16 protein-coding genes and 1 tRNA gene are annotated in these 18120 nt (G+C 49.5%); 8 read left to right on the plus strand and 9 right to left on the minus strand.

Translation table 11 applies throughout. From position 1 onward, the window contains the following. Positions 1-155 precede the first annotated feature (155 nt). From rpsA to FKN99_RS03295, 3 genes are all read left to right on the plus strand, one after another. Positions 156-1832: a 30S ribosomal protein S1 gene (gene rpsA, locus FKN99_RS03285; RefSeq protein WP_172116551.1), complete on the plus strand. Its 1677-nt coding sequence runs from the start codon at positions 156-158 to the stop codon at positions 1830-1832. A 293-nt stretch (positions 1833-2125) separates the two neighbouring features. Continuing rightward, a complete protein-coding gene (locus FKN99_RS03290) occupies positions 2126-2503 on the plus strand; it encodes a histone-like nucleoid-structuring protein, MvaT/MvaU family (RefSeq protein WP_172116552.1) in 378 nt (125 codons plus the stop codon). A gap of 1075 nt (positions 2504-3578) precedes the next feature. Continuing rightward, entirely contained in the window at positions 3579-3917 is a 339-nt protein-coding gene (locus FKN99_RS03295; RefSeq protein WP_172116553.1) for a hypothetical protein, read from the plus strand. Positions 3918-3925: 8 nt separating this feature from the next. On the opposite strand, the gene FKN99_RS03300 is transcribed toward FKN99_RS03295, so the two are convergent. From FKN99_RS03300 to pilB, 6 genes are all read right to left on the minus strand, one after another. Beyond that, entirely contained in the window at positions 3926-4801 is an 876-nt protein-coding gene (locus FKN99_RS03300) for a DNA replication terminus site-binding protein (protein WP_172116554.1), read from the minus strand. 33 nt (positions 4802-4834) lie between these two features. After that, positions 4835-5068, minus strand: a complete 234-nt coding sequence (yacG, locus tag FKN99_RS03305; protein WP_172116555.1) for a DNA gyrase inhibitor YacG — start codon at positions 5066-5068, stop codon at positions 4835-4837. Between the two features lie 31 nt (positions 5069-5099). Further along, on the minus strand, positions 5100-5690 hold the full coding sequence (gene coaE / locus FKN99_RS03310) for a dephospho-CoA kinase (RefSeq protein ID WP_172116556.1): 591 nt from the start codon (positions 5688-5690) through the stop codon (positions 5100-5102). 131 nt (positions 5691-5821) lie between these two features. Beyond that, positions 5822-6673: a prepilin peptidase gene (locus tag FKN99_RS03315; protein ID WP_172116557.1), complete on the minus strand. Its 852-nt coding sequence runs from the start codon at positions 6671-6673 to the stop codon at positions 5822-5824. A gap of 17 nt (positions 6674-6690) precedes the next feature. After that, positions 6691-7923, minus strand: coding sequence for a type II secretion system F family protein (locus FKN99_RS03320; RefSeq protein WP_172116558.1), 1233 nt, complete (start codon positions 7921-7923; stop codon positions 6691-6693). 3 nt (positions 7924-7926) lie between these two features. After that, on the minus strand, positions 7927-9621 hold the full coding sequence (gene pilB / locus FKN99_RS03325) for a type IV-A pilus assembly ATPase PilB (protein WP_172116559.1): 1695 nt from the start codon (positions 9619-9621) through the stop codon (positions 7927-7929). A gap of 229 nt (positions 9622-9850) precedes the next feature. On the opposite strand from pilB, the gene FKN99_RS18035 reads away from it, so the two are divergent. The 5 genes from FKN99_RS18035 to FKN99_RS03350 all read left to right on the plus strand — a co-directional run bounded on the left by FKN99_RS18035 (position 9851) and on the right by FKN99_RS03350 (position 12858). Then, positions 9851-10252, plus strand: a complete 402-nt coding sequence (locus FKN99_RS18035) for a pilin (protein ID WP_319941222.1) — start codon at positions 9851-9853, stop codon at positions 10250-10252. A gap of 125 nt (positions 10253-10377) precedes the next feature. Next, positions 10378-10830, plus strand: a complete 453-nt coding sequence (locus FKN99_RS03335; RefSeq protein ID WP_087105517.1) for an anti-virulence regulator CigR family protein — start codon at positions 10378-10380, stop codon at positions 10828-10830. A 94-nt stretch (positions 10831-10924) separates the two neighbouring features. After that, positions 10925-11734, plus strand: coding sequence for an inositol monophosphatase family protein (locus tag FKN99_RS03340; protein WP_172116560.1), 810 nt, complete (start codon positions 10925-10927; stop codon positions 11732-11734). A 95-nt stretch (positions 11735-11829) separates the two neighbouring features. Next, positions 11830-11906 (plus strand) — tRNA-Pro (locus FKN99_RS03345). A gap of 349 nt (positions 11907-12255) precedes the next feature. After that, positions 12256-12858, plus strand: a complete 603-nt coding sequence (locus FKN99_RS03350) for a hypothetical protein (protein ID WP_172116561.1) — start codon at positions 12256-12258, stop codon at positions 12856-12858. 128 nt (positions 12859-12986) lie between these two features. On the opposite strand, the gene FKN99_RS03355 is transcribed toward FKN99_RS03350, so the two are convergent. The 3 genes from FKN99_RS03355 to FKN99_RS03365 form a co-directional block, all read right to left on the minus strand. Continuing rightward, positions 12987-14228: an ArsB/NhaD family transporter gene (locus FKN99_RS03355; RefSeq protein ID WP_172116562.1), complete on the minus strand. Its 1242-nt coding sequence runs from the start codon at positions 14226-14228 to the stop codon at positions 12987-12989. 65 nt (positions 14229-14293) lie between these two features. Continuing rightward, complete coding sequence (clcA, locus tag FKN99_RS03360; RefSeq protein WP_216657935.1) at positions 14294-15646, minus strand: H(+)/Cl(-) exchange transporter ClcA; 1353 nt, start codon at positions 15644-15646, stop codon at positions 14294-14296. Positions 15647-15810: 164 nt separating this feature from the next. Then, a complete protein-coding gene (locus tag FKN99_RS03365; RefSeq protein ID WP_172116563.1) occupies positions 15811-18075 on the minus strand; it encodes an FdhF/YdeP family oxidoreductase in 2265 nt (754 codons plus the stop codon). Between the last annotated feature and the right edge of the window lie 45 nt (positions 18076-18120).

An 18120-nucleotide genomic window follows, 5' to 3' on the forward strand; every position in this document is an offset into this window, starting at 1 on the left:
CAGGGCGGCAGTTCATATGATTGTTCATATCAGAGAGCCCGGTCAGGTCTAACCAGCGTTAACACCTCCAAAAGCAGAGTGACATTAGGCCCGTACTCGCTGGTGGTACGGAGAAGGCATTTATGCCTCAACAACGTTGATCACGTAGGAAAAACATGAGCGAAAGCTTTGCTGAACTGTTTGAACAGTCCCTTAACGACATTAACATGGAGCCAGGCGCTATCGTCGCGGCTCAAGTTGTCGACATCGATGGCGACTGGGTTACCGTCAATGCTGGTCTGAAATCTGAAGGCCAGATCCCGGCGGCACAATTCCGCGATGAAAATGGCGAGTTAAACATCGCTATCGGTGACGACGTTCACGTTGCACTAGAAGCCGTAGAAGATGGCTTCGGTGAAACGCGTCTGTCCCGTGAAAAAGCCAAGCGCGCAGAAGCTTGGAAGATTCTGGAAGCCGCCTTCGAGAAAGACGAAATCATCAAAGGCGTGATCAACGGTAAAGTCAAAGGCGGCTTCACTGTCGATGTCGACTCTATCCGTGCCTTCCTGCCGGGTTCTTTGGTCGACGTACGTCCGGTTCGCGATACTGCGCATTTGGAAAATAAAGAGCTGGACTTTAAAGTCATCAAGCTTGATCCGAAGCGTAATAACGTTGTTGTTTCTCGTCGTGCTGTACTTGAAGCTGAAAACAGTGCCGAGCGCGAAGCGCTGCTGGCAACGCTGCAAGAAGGCCAGCAAATCAAAGGTATCGTTAAGAACCTGACAGACTACGGCGCGTTCGTAGATCTGGGTGGTGTTGACGGCCTGCTGCACATTACCGATATGGCGTGGAAGCGTATTAAGCACCCGTCTGAAATCGTTGCTGTTGGCGACGAAATCAACGTTAAAGTGCTTAAGTTTGACCGTGAGCGCAACCGCGTTTCACTGGGTCTGAAGCAATTGGGCGAAGATCCGTGGGTCAACATTAAGCAGCGTTACCCGGAAGGCACCAAAGTACACGCTGTGGTCACTAACCTGACCGATTACGGCTGCTTTGCTGAGCTGGAAGAGGGCGTTGAAGGTCTGGTTCACGTTTCTGAAATGGACTGGACCAACAAAAACATCCATCCGTCTAAAGTTGTCCAAGTGGGCGACGATGTTGACGTCATGGTGTTGGATATCGACGAAGAGCGTCGTCGTATTTCTCTGGGTATCAAGCAGTGTACTGCTAACCCGTGGGAAACGTTCAACGCTGAATACAACAAGGGCGACCGTGTTTCAGGTACCATTAAGTCAATCACTGACTTCGGTATCTTCATCGGCCTTGAAGGTGGTATCGATGGTCTGGTTCACCTGTCCGACATTTCCTGGACAGAAACTGGCGAAGAAGCGGTTCGTAACTTCAAGAAAGGTGATGAAGCCGAAGCCGTTATTCTGTCTATCGATCCTGAGCGTGAGCGCATCTCTTTAGGTATCAAGCAAATGGATTCCGATCCTGTTGCTGAATACCTGTCTGTTAACGATAAGGGCAGCATGGTGACTGGCCGTATTGTTGAAGTAGACGCAAAAGAAGCACACGTTGAGCTGGCAACCGATGTTATTGCCATCCTCAAAGCCTCTGAAATCAGTGCTGACCGTGTTGAAGACGCGCGCAATGTGCTGAATGAAGGCGACAGCGTTGAAGCGCGTATCATCAATGTCGATCGCAAGAGCCGTCAGATTAATCTGTCGATCAAAGCGAAAGAGCAGGACGATACTCGTCAGAACCTGAAGAAACTGCGTGACCAGGAACCCGAAGCTGGTGGCCCGACCACCATCGGTGATCTGATCAAGCAGCAGATGGGCCAAGACTAAGCTATTTAGTCGCTGGTTCTAAGAAGCGTCGCCCTATGGGCGGCGCTTTTTTGCTTATTAACAAGCTGTTTTCTAAGCCAGTTAGTTGTATTAAATTAGATTTACCAACCTGCTTAAAAACTTTTAAATGTACGCTATTCGCTTAAAAAACCTCTTAGTAATTGAATGAAAGTACACTAGACTATTGTCAATTAGTGCTTTTAAAGTAATAATGAGCGCGCATTCTGAACTAATGGATATGATGAGTGTCAATTCAATATCCAGAAGATAAATCTGAAGTATAAGGACTCCCCATGTCACTTCTAAACGAATATATCCAAAAAGAGCAGCAACTTAAGCAGTTGCAAGAAGACTTGCAGCGTCTTGAAGGAGACCAGCGTTTAAAAAGCGAGTTGGAATTCAAGGCTAAGCTTGAAGCGCTAATGAATGAATTTGGTAAGCGTCCTGCAGATGTTATCGCCCTGCTGGATCCGACAAACGATCAACGTGGCACCAAAGCTTCTGGCAGCAATAATGCTAGTCGCCGTAAGCGTCGCCTAAAAACGTATAAAAACCCCAATACGGGCGAAATTATCGAAACCCGTGGTGGTAACCATAAAGGTTTGCGTAGCTGGAAGGATGAATACGGTGACGAAACTGTTGAGTCCTGGCTGGAAAGCATGGAAGATTAATTAGCAACTACCGGCACTTCTCTTAAGAAATGCCGGTTTTGCTTTAACAAGAGGCAGATTTCCGGTGCGCGGCTCACAATGGGCCCGATAGCTATTCAATATTAAAAAAATATCTCCCGTTAGCTTAGCGCCACAAAAGTTAGTGCTGCATTCTTTGCCAGCTTGAAATTATTTAGCGTGTTTGGTAATCGTGTCGCTGATATGGCCGTGTCGTTGCTGTGACATAGCTTGCAGGAAGGATAGCGTCGCCCTATAGCATGTATGGCGCTTGGCGAGCTAGGCTAGACGGTTGGCGAGGCTGTAAGTGCCTTCATGGGCTATTTGATGCAGCATACGGTGAGTGCCATTGCTATTTCCAGGTATACGCCCAATACTGGCTATCCGTTGAGCCCATCGCGTCGCCTTTCTGGCAATACGGTTTTGTATGGATATGCTAAGTAGCCTGTAGCCGTTCCTTGTCTAGCTCAGTGGCATATTCAACTGCTTCTATCAGCTCGGCAGTAGACCGGTCACGCTGCTGCTCTGTGCTGGTAAGAGCAAAGGGTGGAGAGTACTCTGTTGTGGAGAGTATTCTGTTTGTACACTACGCTCTTTTATGGTTTATTAAAAACAGGCTTGACCTGATTTGATATCACTATTGAAAGGCGGGCGCTGTCCGGGAATATCGAGTTGCTGTCTGGCATACATGAGTCGCTTGTGCATATAGCTTGCCCCATCGTATCGTGTTGACTATTGTTTGATTTTTTTTGTGTACGATTCTGTGGCTGCTCGTCTTGCCTTTAAAACGCTATTGGATAGCTGTGCCTTTAATAGCGTTTCCGGGGATGTGAGTTAGCCGGCATATAGGCTTTGTCGTTTACGTCCTATACGTTTTTAGTGAATGATACGTTGAACCTTTTCTCGTAAGGCTATTGGCATTGGCCGATAACCTGTTGTCACCGCTTGGTGGTAATTCCACTGCACCGAGATGCACGGCAGACTTCCAGGCTGGCTGTGCGGCATTAGGTATCTCTTGTGGAAATACCTGTTGTGGCGGTACTTCGACCATTTCAAGTAAGGTATGAATGAAACATCAATGAAATATCACAAAACTCCAAAACAGTCGGATGAACGTGACAAGCTGCGTAAGTTTCGTGAGTTGGATGATGCATTTGCGCAAGCTTTGCGCCAGTTGGAAGATCCTAAGAGTGACTTCGATATTCCAACCGGGCCACCGGTACGCTCATTGGCAGCGTTAGAAGAAGATGACGCAGTAAAACGCTCACAAGAGCGAGAGCGCTTGTTTGGAGAGCGCTTGAAAGCGTTAATGGATGAGTACAACCAATCGGACCAGGAGCTGCACGAGCTCATTTCAACGCTGTTGTTTTATGAGCTCTGGCCACAACATCAAGCGCCTGATCTCACTGGTGGTTAGGCCTTTGATCAGGATCGGTAGCGATAAATACGCAAGCTGGGTAAAAACGCTTCGTGCTCAAGCTTTTCATCGCGCCTTCTTGCCCGTGTGCGTTCCGTAGGAGGGTGTAGCGGCGGCAAGTTGATATGGGGCAGGCGTTGGTCAGGAGCGGGCACAAACAGCGGCATGGCAATATTGAGCGCCCGCCGTGAGTGCCCGTCGAGTAAAGGCTCAGTAAAAAAAAGGTTCGCCCGCATCAAAGGCGCCTGCGCTTGTACTTGTGCCAACGCTTCGGCGCTAGGAAGGCCAGCCAGCTTGCGCAGTTGAATACGTATATGCGGCGCTTCGGTATCCAGTTGCATGAGCTTTTTCTCCGCTTCCTGCACGCTGAGACGTTTGATAGAGCGCCCGCTGCTGTACCAGGCAAGCCGTATACGCGAAACCGGCGCTTCAGCAATCGGTATTTGTCGCCAACACTGTTTCAGGTGGAGTTTGGCAAGCCCGGTACGGCGCAATACATTATCTACTTGAGGGTGGCGTTGTGGCAGGCGTTGCTTGATTTCTCCGAATGCTTTTGGAGAGAGCTCTTTTATCCTATGGATTAACTCGCTAATTGCTGTTTTAGCATGGTTAATAGTGCCAACTGCCTCAATAAGGGGAGTGCCAGCGGCAATCACTCCTATGTAATTACGCGTTTCACGACCGTCTTGGCCTTCCTGGTGCCACATATCCAGCAGTGCGTTTCGCAGCCAGTTTAATTCGACGGACGGCTGATGCATGACCCACGCCGCCGGGCGCTGCCTTTCGTAAAGCACCAGCGCCGCTTCAATAGCGCAAACCAGATTATCAAATCGATGATCAAGCTCATGCAATAAGTGATAAGCGGTTACATCGGGCTCTTGCATGACCAATATTTACCTCACCGTGAAAACCATTCGTTAAGAAAGAGGCGCATCTTTATCCGCTTGTGCCAGAAGGGTATCCAAGTCAGCCTCATCCATGGCTGGCTCGCCTGCGATACGGTGAGACTCTTCAGCCCATGCGCCAAAATCAATTAATTGACAGCGCTTGCTGCAAAAAGGACGGTAGGTGCTCTCTGGTGCCCAAGCCACTTTTTGGCCGCAGTGGGGGCAGTTAACTTCCATGGGAGTATCATTAGCAGGGTGAGTCATAATAATCCTGAAATATATAGATAAAATTGAATTAACGAGTGCGATAAATATTGTCCAGACGCTCAACCTGACGCATCATAAAGTCATAATCTCCGCTGTTATCTATCACATCGTCGGCGTTAGCCAAGCGCTCTTCACGAGACATTTGCGCTGCAAGAATGGCACGTACCTGTTTAGGGTTTACGTCATCACGAGCGAGTGTTCTGGAAAGCTGAACATCGGTGGGCACGTCAACCACAATTGTTCGAGCGACCAGCATGTTTTGTCCTGACTCAAAAAGTAACGGTGAAACGAGAAGTACATAGGGTGAATCGTGGGATAGAGAGGTTAAATGCGCGACTAACCGTTTTCTGATAATCGGATGAGTAAGCGACTCTAGCCATTCACGCTTGGGTGGATCTTCAAAGATAATTGAACGCAAAGCGGCTCTATCAAGCGTTCCGTCTTGCTTGACAATATTTGAACCAAAATAATCAATAATAGCGCTCAAGGCGGGCTCACCTGGTGCCACAATTTCACGGGCAACGATATCTGCATCTACCCAGCTGGCCCCTAGCGATTCAAACGCGCGCGCTACGGTTGATTTACCCGAACCAATGCCTCCGGTTAAGCCAATAATCATAGCTACCCTTTATTGCGTTCTTTAAAACGCTATTTTACGTGTTTTTACGTAGAAAGTCGGTACCTATAGCGCATTACGCCCATGTAGGCGCCGCTTTGGGCATGAGATGCAATATACCGTCTTGGTTTGTATTAAACCCCAGGGAAAAAGGACAAATAAAGGGCGATAAGGTCATGTCCTGCCAGGAGGCATGCCCAGCCCGCTAACGCGAGAAAAGGCCCAAAAGGAAGCGGTGCGCCACGTAAGTGTGGAAAGCGTGTCTGTGCCACAACGCCTACAACAGCACCTATCCCGGCTGAGAGCAGTAAGAGCAGGGGCAGGAAGCTCCAACCCAGCCAAGCGCCAAGAGCGGCTAGAAGCTTAAAATCGCCATACCCCATGCCCTCTTTTCCAGTGGTTAGTTTAAATAGCCAGTAAAAACTCCAAAGGATCAGGTAGCCCACCATCGCACCAACGACGGCATTGGTTAATAAGTAGGGCTGAAATAAGAGTTGATAGACAAGGCCAGCCCACAGCAAGGGAAGGGTAAGAACATCCGGTAACAAGTAGGTGCGAAGATCGATCACGGCCAGTACGAGAAGGGTTACGCAGGCTGCATAAATAAACAGGCTGGAGAGGTTTATGCCCTGCAGAAGCGCAACTGTTAGGGCCAGTACACCGCTGCTTAATTCTACAAGGGGATACTGCAAGCTAATGCGGGTGTGGCAGTTTGCACAGCGGCCGCGTCGTTTAACCCAGCCGATTAAGGGAATATTATTGTGCCAGGCGATGGAGCTCTCGCAGCGTGGGCATTGTGAGCGAGGTGTCGCAATATTAAAGCGAGGTGCTTGTTCCATAGGCAGCTCAAGAGCCGCACGAGCCTCAAGCCGCCAGTGACGCATTAGCATGACAGGAAGACGAGTGATAACAACGTTTGCAAAGCTACCCAAGCAGAGGCCCAGCAAACAAACCACCAGGCCGGTGCTCAGCGTAAGAGAACTCATAATGCTCCTCAGAATACCTAGATGACGGTACCCAGATTAAAAATAGGTAAATACATAGAAACGACGATTCCCCCCACCAAAATGCCCAGCACAATGATAATGAGGGGCTCCATTAAAGACGTCAGCGCATCCACCTGGTTATCGACGTCTTCTTCGTAGTAACTGGCTACACGGTGGAGCATGGTATCAAGGGCACCGGCTTCTTCACCAATGCTTACCATCTGGATCGCTAAAGCAGGGAAACGGTTGGTCATTCGCATTGAAAAATGCAGCTGCTGACCTGTTGCTACCTCCTTTTGTGTCTGGAGTGCCGCTTTTTCATACACTTTATTGCCCGTGGAGCCTGCCGCTGTTGCAAGCCCTTCTACCAAAGGGATGCCGGATGCATATGTCGTGGCCAAGGTACGGGAAAATCGTGCAACAGCCGCTTTATCAATGATGTTGCCGATAACAGGAATACGTAGCAAAAGGCGATGAAGCAGGTAGACAAGCGCTGGTGAGCGGCGCGTCAGCCATCGCAGCAATAGAATCACTGTTGTGGCTGTTCCCAGCAAAGGTAGCCATAGTTGTTGGGCCAGCATCGATAAGTCGACGGTTAGCTGTGTCACCGCCGGTAGCTCAGCGTCAAAGCTTTGAAACATGCTTTCAAACTGAGGTACCACTTTAATAAGTAATAGCAGTGTAATCGCGATGCCGGTCAGCAAAACGGTCGTCGGATACCACAACGCCTTTTTGACACGCCCCTTTAGGGACTCTAGTTTTTCCTTATAAACCGCGTTTTGCTCTAACATTTTGTCAAGTGTGCCGGACTGTTCGCCTGCATCAACCAGATTAATAAACAAACGATCAAAATGTTGAGGGTGGCATCGTAAGGCGTCAGAAAAGCTTGTCCCTGATGCGACGTCATTGGTTAGCTGATGAACAAGCGCCACCATCGACGGTTTTCTCAGGCTTTCAGCCACCACCTGAAAAGCCTGTAATAGGGGGATGCCCGCTTGAATCATCGTTGCCAACTGGCGTGAAAAAATCATGATATCGCGAGGCTTTATACGTCCTTGGTTACTCAGGTCGCTTTTTTTAGCGACACGCCGCACGTCAATATTTTGTTTACGTAGCTCGGCGGTAACGGCGACCTTGCTATGGCCGATAATTTCACCACGTAGTAAACGTGTTTGGCCCACCGTCCCTGTCCATTTCCAGCGATACAAGCGGGGTGACTTGGCTTTACGTTTAACGGCATATCGAGTCAAACGTTACTCCTTAATGACACGATTAATTTCTTCCAGGCTGGTAATGCCTTGGATAACGTAATAAAAGCCGCTTTGGCGAAGGCTGGCATGTCCTTCCTTTTTGATCTGCTCGTTAATTTCAAGTGCGGACGCGTTGTGCATAATGAGCTGCCGAATCGTTTCGGAAACGGGAGCCACTTCATAGATACCCACCCGGCCTTTGTATCCATGCGTGCATTTTTTGCATCCTTCAGCACGGTAAAAGGTTGCTTGTTGAAGCGTATCTTCGTTGATAACTTCGCTGGAGATGGCGTCCATGGGGATGTTCGTAGGCTGTTTGCAATGACTGCATAATTTTCGAGCTAAGCGTTGCGCAATAATCAGACTCACCGAGCTTGCAATGTTAAATGCCGATACTCCCATGTTGCATAAGCGCGTAAGGGTATCTGCCGCAGAATTGGTATGCACGGTTGAAAGTACAAGATGACCTGTTTGTGCTGCTTTTATTGCAATCTCCGCCGTTTCCAGATCGCGTATTTCACCTACCATCACTACGTCAGGATCCTGACGGAGAAAGGCGCGCAGTGCATTGGCAAAATCCAGTCCAATGTGGGGTAGCACGTTCACTTGATTAATACCTGCTACCTTGATTTCAACAGGATCTTCTGCCGTGCAGATATTCCGCTCTACTTGATTGAGTAGTGCGATGCCCGTATAGAGTGAGACCGTTTTACCACTGCCAGTAGGGCCTGTGACTAAAATCATTCCCTGGGGCTGTTTGAGTGCTTTTTCATAGAGCCCCCTCTGGGTATCTGAAAAGCCCAATTGGTCAATGCCAAGCTGAAGAGAGGTAGGATCAAGCAGACGTAATACGACCTTCTCGCCGTAAACGGTCGGCAATGAATTGATACGCAAATCTAACGTTTGATGGCGTTTTGCCGAGAATTTAATGGCTCCATCTTGTGGAAGGCGACGCTCCGAGATATCAAGGCGAGCCATGATCTTCAAGCGTGCTGCTATCTGATTTCGCATTGTCAGTGGTGGCTGAGCAACTTCAATAAGCACGCCGTCAATCCTGAATCGAATACGGTAGTGTTGCTCATAGGGCTCGAAGTGAATGTCTGAAGCGCCCCGATCAATAGCGTCCAACAGTACTTTATTAACGAATTCAACGACAGGCCCGTCTTCTATACTTTGGGCCATGTCCTCAAGCTGAAAATCGTCATCTTCAGAGGCTAATTTATAATCAGGCAGATGCTTGATGGAACCCAAAGAGGCATATTTATGATGGGTGAGGTAGCTATTTAATACGGTCTCAAGCTGATCGAACGGGGCCAAAACCCCTTCAATACTAACGACATCTAGAGTAAATGTTAGCTCATCAAGTTGAGACAGGACTGATGGGCAGGAAATGGCGACTGTGAGATGACGCCCCCGTTGAGCCAGAGGCAGGACTTTTAATGATGTTAAAAGATGGGCAGGAAAGCTGGTAGCTGTGGGCAGCGCTTCTAACTGTAGAGCCTCTAAATCAATCACTGGAAAGCCATATTCCCAGGCAGCTGCAGAAGCGGCGGCGCTAGCGTCCACGAGTCTTTGTTCAGCTACATAGCGTAATAATGATACTCCCAAGGCGAGTGATGCTGTTTCTGCTTTTTCGGCCTGGTCGATGCTTAGCAGCTCACTATTAATTAAACGCTTGGCTAATCCTTCAAATTTCATCAATAATCTCGAAAAAGATGATCTTTTAAGTTTTTGATATTAAAGTATTAATTGTTGCTCATGAAAGATTTCTAACAAACAATAATTCGCCTGCTCTCATAAATTAGAACGCTATTTTTCGGCTAATAAATTGATTAATTATGATTAGTATTGTATCTGTGATACTGCTGTAAGACTAGTTAGTAATTTCAATAAAAAATGTGCGTGATGTCGATAAACAGGGGGCAGCTTGGATAAGCATAGCGGCAAGATCAAAGGGGACGAAGATGGCTTCACACTGATAGAGCTCATGATCGTCATTGCTATCGTAGGCGTTTTGATGGCAGTGGCAGTGCCCCAGTATGGAAATTACCTTGATAAAGCGTCTTTAACCGCATGCGAGGGAGAGCTGGCTTCCTATCGGAGTATGGCATTGGTAAATTATTCGCTGTCCAAAACAGTTCAATCAGACTCAGCTATTTCTGATGATTTCAGCTTTCAAGCCTGTGATAGCAGCACTGATAGCCGTAAACAAGAGCTACTTGACGCGTTTACGAGCAGTGGCACAAGTGGGAATGCAATCGAAATTAAGTCAGCACGTGGGGGCGTTATTAATATTGAAGCAGGAAAAATCGTAGTCAAAGGCTCTTAGTATCAGATAGGGAGTGGATGTTAAAAGACCCCGTATGATCTTTATATTTCCATACTCTGTGCGTATTTCCTCACTACACTACAAGCTAACCGTGTTAGCCAATATGTTTAGTGAGAGGTTTTCAAATGAAGCGAACGAGTCTAGCCGTGTTGGTAAGCTGTCTGGGGGGATTGATAGGTGCCAGCAACACGTTTGCACAGCCGCCTGCCCACGCGCCAGCCCATGGCGCACGCGATAATGGGCAAGAGCAGCGGTATCAGCAAGGAAGCTCACGTTCGATGCGTGAAAGCCACAATAAGCAATATGTGGATTTGCCACGCGTCAATGAGCGCGAGCTACTGCGCTTGCTACGCCAGTTTAATGCACCTGCTGCTGAATCACTGCCCCCCGGCATTCAACGACAAATTCAGCGTGGCAAACCGTTACCACCCGGTATCGCAAAGCGCTTTGACGGCTCATTGGCCGGTCATTTGCCGCGCTATCCTGGCTACGAATGGGAACGAGTAGGCGCTGATGTAGTGCTGATTGAGGCGGCCACGCGTGTAGTCGTCGACATTCTGGTGGGTGCACTGCGTTAATTTTCCTGCTTTTATTGCATCATCGTGACTTAAAAAGTCATATTGTGTGACTATGCTCAAAGTCCTCGCAATGCGTAGAAGGAAAAGCAGAGCAATGCATACATTGAAAGAGCGCCTGGATGTAGCCGTTTCTATTGCCCATGAGGCAGGAGAGCTTATTCGTCAGGCACGCGCAGACCAGTCATTTTCACAACGGCTTAAAGCGGGTGATGAGTTAGTCACGGATGTTGACGTGGCCGTCGATCAGTTAATAAGAGAACGATTAAACACTTACTTCCCTGATGAAGCGCTCCTCAGTGAAGAACTATCCCCCGCGCATGCGTTAAATGCCGATGTTTCTAAACTTTGGGTGGTAGACCCCATTGATGGCACCGTCAACTTTGCGCAAGGGTTACGGCATGTTGCGGTGTCCATTGGGTGGATGGAAGAGGGGGTAGCCAAGGTGGGTGTGGTCTATGCGCCTTTCCTGGATGAAACTTTCAGTGCGGCAGAAGGACAGGGCGCTTATTGCAATCAGCAACCTATCCAGGCCAGTAAGGTAACGAGGCTAGCTGAAACCCTGGTAGGTACAGGCTTTCCTTATCAAAAAGAGGCCCGCCAAAAACTACTAGCACGCTTGAATGAAGTACTGGCGCATTGTCGAGATGTACGACGCAATGGAGCAGCAGCGTTGGACTTATGTGATGTGGCCTGCGGACGCTTGGGTGCTTATTATGAAAGCGTTTCGCCTTGGGACTTTGTTGCTGGCTGGGTTATTGCCCGGGAAGCTGGGGCAAGCGTAGGGCACTTGGGTACCGTTCCAGAAGGCGTGCCTGAGGATCTGTATCCTAATGAACTGCTGGTGACTGCGCCCGGCGTGTATGACGCGATGCACCGCCTGTTGCTAGATGCAGACCATGCCTAATGCCAAATACTTGAAAAGAAAGCGCAAAAAGAACTTTTCATTTGGCGCATAAAGCGATAGTATACGCACCGTCTTGAGGGAAATGCACAAGACATCGGAGTGTGGCGCAGCTTGGTAGCGCGTTGCAATGGGGTTGCAAAGGTCGCAGGTTCGAATCCTGTCACTCCGACCAGGAATACTGATAAAACGCCGCTTACGGGTCATGCCGAGCGGCGTTTTTTTGTGCTTGGAAATATTCTGGCAAAATATCGTCAGTTTTCCACCCCGCTTGCGTCATAAGAGAAAGAGGAATCTCACTAAGCGAAGAGCTTGATTCAGATAACTTTATTACACTGTATTAAAACAAAGAGCTTCTCCTGGGATAATTGAACTGATACCGTCGGGAAGTGATGTCGCAGCCTCAATAGGCTTGTGGGATATATGCATGAAAACATCCATTGGTCTGACTCTGAAAGAAATACAAAAAAAGCAGGTTTTGATAACCTGCGTATGTTGATCCAGTTGCAGCATCGCGAGGTGACATGAACGAGTTGCCGCACGTTCCTTCCAGCGGAGAAATCTTTACGCATATCCGCATCATCGTAGGTATGGTGCTGGGGCTCAGCGTTAGTCGCCTGATTATCGGTCTCACGCGTTTCGTTCAACATCCGGGGCGGGAGAAAATTTATCTCATACACTTAGGCTGGGTGCTATTCCTTCTACTGTTCATCATTCATTTCTGGTGGTTTGAATTCGCGCTCGCCCATCGCCCGAACTGGTCCTTCGCAATCTATTTCTTCCTGATATTCTACGCTAGCCTGTTTGCAGCCTTGTCGGCGGTTCTGTTTCCGGATCGCATGGGCGAATATCAGGGGTTTGGTGATTACTTCCAAAAGCGCAGCCGGAGCTTTTATGTTTTGCTGCTAGTGCTCTTGGTCGTCGATGTTATCGACACCCTGATCAAGGGCGGTGACTATTATGCAGCCCACTATGGCTGGTATTACCCGGTTCGCCAGGCGGTGCTGATTGCCGGAACCATATTGGCGCTGGTCTGGCGATCGGAACGCTATCAGGCGGGGTTCGTTGTATTTGCGCTCCTGTTTCAGGTGATCTGGATCGTCAGCCTGTTCGAAGTGATCGATTGACCATCGTCCGGGGCGTCAATATTCGGGAAATAGCGTGTGGTGATACCCATGCCTCGTATAAATTGCTCGGCAACGTGGGTGTTGCATCGGAGACTATGAAGACCGCTATAAAATACGAGCAGCCATGATCACGCGGTCAGTAGTGTTATCCAGGCGAGTGCTAGCACTATGCAAGCGGCGGCAACTGGAACGCCTGCACGGCAAAATTCACGCATGCTAATGGTGATGCCGCGACTTGCCGCCTGCTCAACCACAATAATGCCCGCAAGGCTTCCAAAAATGATGAGGTTACTGGAAAAGCCTGTACTCAATGCCAGCGCTGCACCAAGCGCATCCACATCCCCTGAATGCTGTAAATATGGCGCCAACAGCATTACCGCAGGATTATTCCCAATAACATTACTTAAGACTGAGCCGACAATAAAAAGTGTTGTTGGGTCGGAAAAATCGATGCCTGCCGCCTGCATTTCGGTGATGATCTTTTGCGGTAGTCCTGTCTGTGCGAGGGCTGCATTCACAACAAACAATCCCATCAATAAAAGCAGCAGATTCCCATCAACCGTGCCGAGCACCTCCTTGGAAGATAAGCGGCGGTTCACCAGAATAATACCCGCTGCTGACAGAGCAATAAGTTCGCGAGGTAAGTCTGAAAATACAAAAGCAGAAATTACACCAATAGTCACAATCGCGGCTTTAAGGGTTTCTAGTCGGTCCATTGATGCTATCGGCGCTGGTGGCTCACGTGGCACACTCGGATTATGCGGCGCAAGCTTCCAGTTGCCTCGATAGAGCAGGGCTACAACGCCCCAAACGAGTGGTAAGGAAAGCAGCGCAGGTACCAGTGCAACTTTCATAAACCCGGTAAACGATAAGCCCAGCGCTTGGGCTGCAATCATATTTTGTGGGCTGCCAATAATAGTGGCTACCGAACCGGTGTTGGTCGCAAAGCAAAAGGCCAACAAAAATGGCGTTGGGTTAAGTCCACGAGAGAGGGTTATCGACACTAACAACGGTGTCATGGCAACCACGACTACATCATTCGTTAGTACCGCCGACAGGCCTGCCCCCGTTATTACCAGCAGCGCAAGCAAGCGCGGAGGAGAGACATCCATCGAGGCCACTTTACTGGCGAGCCATGCGTAAAACCCAGAAACGGAAAAAGCACCTGACACGATCATTAGCCCGAATAATAAGCCGACCGTTTCATAATCGATTGCATTCCAGGCAGCCTCATCGGTAATCCGCTGAAAGCCAATCATGGCGACAGCACCAACGACGGCAGCGCCCGTTCGATCAACACGAAAACCAGGAAGATGGCCGAGTGCTAATGCCAGATAGACCAGTAGAAATATGATGACAGTTATATCCACTTTATCCTCGTGCCAACGATTTTGGTGCCTACGTATAAAAGACAGTAGTGCTAATGCCTAAAAGCTTATGCCAGACCCGTTTTGTCGGGCCCTTTGGCCGCCGGGTTAATCTCGGCTTGCGCCAATGTTTTTTCGAGTAGCTGGTCATAAATGGGGCGCCCGCCGATCCATTGAGCCACCATATTGGCAGTGACACATGTGGCTATCAGAGGCATAACCATTGTATAGGAAGCTGTCAGCTCAAGGGTCAGGGCTACGCCGACCACGGGAGCGCGCACTGAGGCCGAGAACAGACCGCCCATCGCCGCTATACCGAATGCTAGTGGGACGATGCCGGCTGATGGCGCTAAGGCATCAAGGGTGCCACCAAAAGCCAAGCCAACGCACATTGATAAAGCCAGCATAGGCGCGAAGATACCGCCTGGTGTGCCGGCTGAATAACTGGTAACCATCGTGCAATAGCGCATTATCGCCAATAGCAGAAGAAACATTAATCCTTGGCTGTGCTCAGCAATAAACGTCAGAGCATATTCGCCACCTGTCACGGATAACGGCATGAGAATAAGCAGCGCTCCAACTGCAAAGCCGACAAGCGCGGGAAAGAGGTAGGGGATGCGTGCATTGATGCTCGATGCGAGTACCGCCATGTGCATAAGGCCTGCATTCAATGCAACACCGAGAACGCCGAGAAGGCAGCCAAGCGCCACAAACGCTGGCAGCAGCCAATTTTCAGGGGCTGCAACCAACATGGAAAAATCGGGCGCTGTACCCCCGATGACTTGCGTCATCATGGTTGCCAGCAGCGCGGCAACGATAATGCCCATATACGTCCGGAACGTATAAGGAAACTGACGGTGTGTCTCTTCAATGATGAAAAGAATAGCAGCAAGGGGAGCATTGAAGGCGCAAGCCAAGCCAGCCGCTGCACCAGCGCCAAGCATACCGCGCCGCTCAGTTTCGCTTACCTTAAAAAAATCGGTGATCGCCGCGGAAAACGAAGCACCGATATGAATGGTGGGGCCTTCACGTCCAAGGACCATGCCAGAAGCAATGGCCGCCACGCCCGTGAAGAACTTGATAGGAAGCACCCGGCGCCAGTGGACGGTTCTTAAGCCCAGCATGGCACCTTCAATTTCTTGCACGCCACTGCCACGCGCCTCAGGGGCATAGCGGTTCACGAAATAGGCGGAAAGAACCGTAATGCACATCGTGATTAGCGCAGCCGAGATAATGAGCACAGTACCGCTAATATGTTCAGCCAACAGATGTGGCCAAACCTGGAGACGGTCGATCAAAAGGTGGAAAAACGAGCCGACCGTGCTTGTTAATATTCCCGTTATTCCGGCAAGTGTGACATAGCGTATCTGGGCATTACGATTTCCCGGTCTGTCTAGATTTTCGACAGGATCGTCCATCATTGAGTATCTCAGTTTGGATAGTTCAGGGAGACATGCTCTGTCTCCCCGTTGGGTGCCCAGCACCTTGCTGAATATGCCTGAAGTAGTGAGCTTAAAAAATCACATTTCCGTTTGATTCAGTTCAGTAGTCCCATCTGAGAGGTTCTGCCTCACAGCGCATGTGATCAGAGTGAAACCTCTGCTTTTGTGATGGTGACGGGAATGGATTTATAAGCAGGGACCTCGCTTTCGTGGTCCTTGTCATCCAGACCAACAAGGCAGTTGGCTTCCGGGAAATACGTTGCCAATGAGCCGCGCGAAATCGAATAATCAACCAGGGTCAGCCCTGCCAAAATTCGATCTCCTGACCGTACGTCGACGACATCACCTTCTTCGAGCCCCAGGTCTGCTAGATCATCACGATTTGCGAACAGTACATCACGCCTGCCGTGGACGCCTCGATAACGGTCATTCAAGCCGTATATTGTTGTATTGTATTGATCATGGCTACGTATGGTGGTCAGTGTGAGTGCTGTATCATCGCGTCCGTCATCCTCGTCTGTACCCGACATGACAAGGAAATGCGCTTTGCCGTCAGGCGTATCCCATTCTCGCTGACTTGCACCAACTCTCAGGCGAAAGCCGCCTGGTTTTTGAATACGCTCATTGAAGTCAAAGAAATCCGGAAAAACAGCCTCAATTTTGTCACGGATTTGGTTGTAGTCGGCAATCAGCGCCTTCCAGTCGACGGCCGTTTCGGGCAGTGTTGCCATGGCGAGGCCTGCAATGATGGCGGGCTCTGAGCGCAGTTCATCTGATGCGGGCTTTAGGCCGCCCCTTGATGCATGGACCATCGACATTGAGTCTTCGACAGTGATGCTTTGTGGGCCCGTTTCCTGGATATCATGCTCGGTTCGGCCTAAGCACGGTAGGATGATGGTTTCATGTGCTGTCAGCAGGCAGGTTCTGTTGAGTTTTGTGACAATCTGGATGTTGAGATCAAGGCCGCGGAAGGCATCGTAGGCGATTTGGGGATCGCTCATGGCGACGGCAAAGTTACCGCCCAAACCGATGAATGTCTTTGATCGTCCATCACGCATCGCAGCCAGTGCGTTGACGGCATTATGACCATGGGCACGAGGGCTTTTAATACCAAATGCCTTATCTAGCCGCGACAGAAATGCCTCGTTTGGAATCTCTGTGATACCGACCGTTCTATCACCTTGAACATTGGAGTGGCCCCGCAATGGGCAAATTCCAGCACCGGGGCGTCCCATATTTCCGCGTAGTAGAAGCAGGTTGACCATTTGCTGGATGGCTTCTGTCCCATGCCGGTGCTGGGTGATACCCATGCCATAGCAGAAGATAACGTTCTCGGCAGATGCATAGATGTCTGTAAGCGCTTCAATTTGTTCACGCGGTAGGCCCGAACGGCGAATAATAGTGTCCCAGTCTGTGTTTTCAATATCCGACTTCAGCGCCTCAAAGCCAACCGTGTGTTCGGCAATAAAAGAGCGATCAAGCAGGCCGCTCCCACCTGCGTTCATGTTTTTCGTATCAGCATCAAACAGCGATTTCATAATGCCTTTGAACACGGCTACGTCGCCGCCGACCTTCACCTGAAAATAAGCACGATCAATACCTGTTGCGCTATCAGTGAGCATTTCACCGGGCGATTGTGGGTCCTGAAACCGCTCCAGGCCTCGTTCACGTAACGGGTTAATAACCACCACCGGCTTTCCGCGCTTCGAGACATCCGCCAGTGTTCTGAGCATACGTGGGTGGTTGGTTCCAGGGTTATGTCCTATACAAAAAACGGCATCAGCCTGCTCAAAATCATTAAGCGTCACTGTCCCTTTGCCGATGCCAATCGATTTTGGTAGCCCGACACTGGTAGGCTCATGACACATGTTGGAACAGTCGGGAAAATTATTCGAGCCGAATTCACGTGCAAAAAGCTGATAAAGAAAGGCAGCTTCGTTGGATGCCCGTCCTGAGGTATAGAACTCCGCTTGCGTAGGATCGTCGAGATTATTCAGAGCGTCTGCAGCCCGGCTAAATGCTTCTTCCCAGCTTATTGGAACGAAACGATCAGTTTGGGCATCAAAACGTACAGGCTGCGTCAAACGCCCTTGGTTTTCCAGCTGGTGATCCGACCATTCCCAAAGCTCTGAAACAGTGTGTGTGTCAAAGAATTCTGACGTGACGCGTTTGGATGTCGCCTCCCAAGTGACGGCCTTGGCGCCATTTTCGCAAAATTCAAACGATGATGTGTGTTCGGGATCCGGCCATGCACAGCCTGGGCAGTCAAAGCCATCGGGCTGATTCATTTGCAATAATGCGCGCGTATGGGTGCTCATCCCCATTTCTTCACGCACTGCTTCGGCGACAGCTTTGAGTGCTCCCCACCCGCCAGCCGGTTTATTATAAATCTTGATTCCTTTGGCCATGCTGGTTCGTCCCCCAGTGTGTTTTAAAGCATTTAATTATTGGTA

It is taken from the genome of Halomonas hibernica, assembly GCF_013183775.1.
Classification (GTDB): Bacteria; Pseudomonadota; Gammaproteobacteria; order Pseudomonadales; family Halomonadaceae; genus Vreelandella; species Vreelandella citrativorans.